General features: G+C 68.4%; 4 protein-coding genes. All 4 read left to right on the top strand.

The genetic code is table 11. From position 1 onward, the window contains the following. A partial coding sequence (gene cobA, locus EOA60_RS25560; RefSeq protein WP_128312094.1) for a uroporphyrinogen-III C-methyltransferase occupies positions 1–714 on the top strand: 714 nt, incomplete at its 5' end. Beyond that, the gene (locus tag EOA60_RS25555; RefSeq protein WP_095826217.1) at positions 711–2,027 is read left to right on the top strand and encodes a cobyrinate a,c-diamide synthase; all 1,317 of its coding nucleotides are present in this window, start codon (positions 711–713) and stop codon (positions 2,025–2,027) included. The genes cobA and EOA60_RS25555, both read left to right, overlap by 4 nt. Further along, positions 2,024–2,794, top strand: coding sequence for an adenosylcobinamide-GDP ribazoletransferase (locus tag EOA60_RS25550; RefSeq protein ID WP_127335851.1), 771 nt, complete (start codon positions 2,024–2,026; stop codon positions 2,792–2,794). Before EOA60_RS25555 ends, EOA60_RS25550 begins: the two co-directional genes overlap by 4 nt. Positions 2,795–2,819: 25 nt before the next feature. After that, positions 2,820–3,188: nicotinate-nucleotide--dimethylbenzimidazole phosphoribosyltransferase (locus EOA60_RS25545; RefSeq protein ID WP_206628226.1), on the top strand; the 369-nt coding region annotated here is incomplete at its 3' end.

Here is a 3,188-nt window from a genome sequence, read left to right as displayed (position 1 = left end):
GCCGGCGCCGGCCCCGGCGATCCCGGCTGCCTGACGCTCGAAGTGCTGGCGGCACTCGGGCAGTGCGATGCGCTGGTCTATGACGCGCTGGTCTCGCCCGATGTCGTCGCGGTTGCTGCAGGCGCGGAGCTCTTCTACGCCGGTAAACGCGGCGGCCAGCCCTCGATGAAGCAGGACGACATCAACGCCCTGCTCGTGCGGCTGGCGCGCGAGGGCCGCCGCGTCGTGCGGCTCAAGGGCGGCGATCCCTATATTTTCGGCCGCGGCGGCGAAGAGGCGTTGTCGCTGGCACGGGAAAACATACCATTTCGGGTGCTCTCCGGCCTCACCTCCGGTCTCAGCGCATTGGCCGCCACCGCCATCCCTGCCACCATGCGCGGCATCAACAAGGCGGTCATCCTTGCCACGGGCCATGCCGCCGGCACCGATGACGACATCGACTGGGCCGCAATCGCGCGCACCGGCCAGCCGGTCGTCATCTATATGGGCATGGCCAATCTGCCGGTGATAGCGGCAAAGCTGTTCAGCGGTGGCCTCGCGCCGTCGACGCCTGCCGCCGTGATCGTCGCAGCGACCACGCCGCAGGAGCGCATCGTTGTCGCCACGCTCGCCACAATCGCCGAGGAGGCCGCTGCCGCCGGGCTCGCCTCCCCGGCGCTGATCGTCGTCGGCGGTATCGTCGCCATGCGCGCGGCACTGGCGGGCGGGGCATGACGGCGCGCGCGATCATCATCGGCGCGCCGCGCTCCGGCTCGGGCAAGACCAGCGTCACCATAGGCCTGTTGCGCGCGCTTGCCCGGCGCGGGCTGAAGGTGCGCGGCGCGAAGTCCGGACCGGACTATATCGATCCCGGCTTCCATACCGCCGCCACCGGCCTCTCCGGCGTCAATCTCGACAGCTGGGCGATGCCGCCTTCCCTGCTCAACGCGCTGGCGAACCAGGCAGCGTGTGGTGCCGAGTACGTCATTCTCGAAAGCGCGATGGGCCTTTTCGACGGCATTCCCGCGCCGGAAGGCCGTTCGGGTTCGGCCGCCGATCTCGCCCGGCTCTATGGCCTGCCGGTGCTTCTGGTGCTCGACGTTTCCGGTCAGTCGACCACGGCCGCCGCCGTCGCCAAGGGTTTTGCCACCTACGATCCGGATGTGCGCATGGCCGGCGTCGTGCTCAACCGCCTCGGCAGCGAGCGCCATCGCCGGCTGGCGGGCGACGCGATCGAGGCCATCGGCCTGCCGGTGGTCGGCGCCATCATGCGCGATCCGACGCTCAACCTGCCGGAGCGGCATCTCGGCCTCGTCCAAGCAGGGGAGCACGAGAACCTCATGGCGCATCTCGACCGGCTTGCCGACATGGTCGAGAAGTCGCTCGATATCGACGCCATTCTCGCGCTGGCGAGCCCGCTCGAACCCACGGCCGGCGACTTCGGCGAGGCGTTACAGCCGCCAAGCCAGCGCATTGCACTGGCCGAGGACGCCGCCTTCACCTTCCTCTACCCGCACGTCGCCTCATACTGGCGAAACGCTGGCGCCGAGATCGTGCCCTTCTCACCGCTTGCCGACGAAGCGCCGAGCCAAGATTGCGATGTCTGCTGGCTGCCAGGCGGTTATCCAGAACTGCATGCCGGCAAGCTTGCGGCCGCTGGCAACTTCCGTGCGGGAATGGCCCGTTTCGCCGCGACCAAGCCAGTGCATGGCGAGTGCGGCGGCTTCATGGTGCTGGGCGAGGTGCTGGAGGATGCGGACGGCGAGAGCCATAAAATGCTTGGCCTGCTTGGCCATTCGACCAGCTTCGCCAGGCGCAAGATGAACCTCGGCTATCGCGAGGCGCGGCTGCGCGCCGGGTGTCCGCTTGGCAGCGAAGGCATGCTCATCCGCGGCCATGAGTTCCACTATGCGCAGATCGCCGCCACAGGCAATGACGAGCCGCTGGCGGACCTCGCCGACGGCCAGGGCAATCCGCTGGGCGCGTCGGGTTACCGGCGCGGCCATGTCAGCGGCACTTTCTTCCATGCCATTGCGAGGGGCGCATGAGCGGCGGCCTTTCCGAGCCTCGGCGATTGCTCGACGACATAGGCCTCAGCCTTGTCTTCTTGACGCGGCTGAGGCTGCCGTCGAGCGATTTCGGCGGCCGCAGCCTAGCCGAAGCGATCTGGGCGGCACCCTTTGCCGGTCTCGCCGTCGCCGTCATCGGCGCGCTTGTCTACGCCATCGTTGGCGCCCTGGGCCTTGCCGCCGGTCCGGCTGCGGCGCTCGCGCTTGCAGCGACGATGCTTGTCACCGGCTGCCTGCACGAGGACGGGCTCTCCGATATCGCCGATGGACTCGGCGGCGGCCGGACGTGCGAGAAGAAGCTGGAGATCATGCGCGACAGCCGCATCGGCGCCTATGGCGCCGCGGCGCTCGGCATCTCGCTGCTCATCCGCTGGAGCGCGCTTTCGGAACTGGCCGGCCCTGGCCACATCTTCCTGGCGCTTTTGGCAGCGCACGCCGCCTCGCGCGGCCTGTTCGGCGCCTTCATGCATCTTCTGCCGCCGGCGCGCTCCGATGGGCTGTCGGCCGACGCGGGCTCGGTCACTGCCGAAACCGCCGTCGTTGGTGCCGCGCTCGGAGCCGTGGCGCTGTTGGCGCTCGGCCTCGGCGGCGCAATTGCCGCGGTGATCCTGCTTGGCCTGCTGTTTGCCGCCTTTCGTGCGCTCTGCCTCAGCCAGATCGGCGGCCAGACCGGCGATACGATCGGAGCGCTGCAGCAGCTCGGCGAGATCGCCGTGCTGCTTGTCGCTTCCGCTTGCCTTTCCTGATTCTTCTTTCGGAGACCTTACCCTCATGTCCCCTCAAACAACGTCGTTCAAATCGCTCGAAGACCTTCGCGCCGCCTGCCTCGATCTGTCCGCCGGCAGCGATACGGCCGCCGCCGCCGTTGCCCGTCGCCAGGACACGCTGACCAAGCCGCAGGGCAGCCTTGGCCGTTTGGAAACGATCGCCGCCTGGTTGGCCCGCTGGCAGGGCCGCGACATGCCGAAGCTCGACGCGGTCAAAGTCTTCGTGTTTGCCGGCAATCACGGCGTCACCGCGCAGGGCGTTTCGGCCTATCCTTCGGAAGTCACGGTGCAGATGGTGGCGAACTTTGCCGGCGGCGGTGCTGCCATCAACCAGCTCGCCCGCGTCGCCGGCAAAGTTCGCCACCATCTGCAC

Source organism: Mesorhizobium sp. M1A.F.Ca.IN.020.06.1.1, assembly GCF_004023265.1.
Lineage (GTDB): Bacteria > Pseudomonadota > Alphaproteobacteria > Rhizobiales > Rhizobiaceae > Mesorhizobium.
This window is presented reverse-complemented; position numbering and strand designations above follow the sequence as displayed.

Excerpts from the sequence above, each read along its gene's own strand:
- EOA60_RS25555 (WP_095826217.1), top strand. The coding sequence starts at position 711 with ATGACGGCGCGCGCGATCATCATCGGCGCGCCGCGCTCCGGCTCGGGC.
- EOA60_RS25550 (WP_127335851.1), top strand. The coding sequence starts at position 2,024 with ATGAGCGGCGGCCTTTCCGAGCCTCGGCGATTGCTCGACGACATAGGC.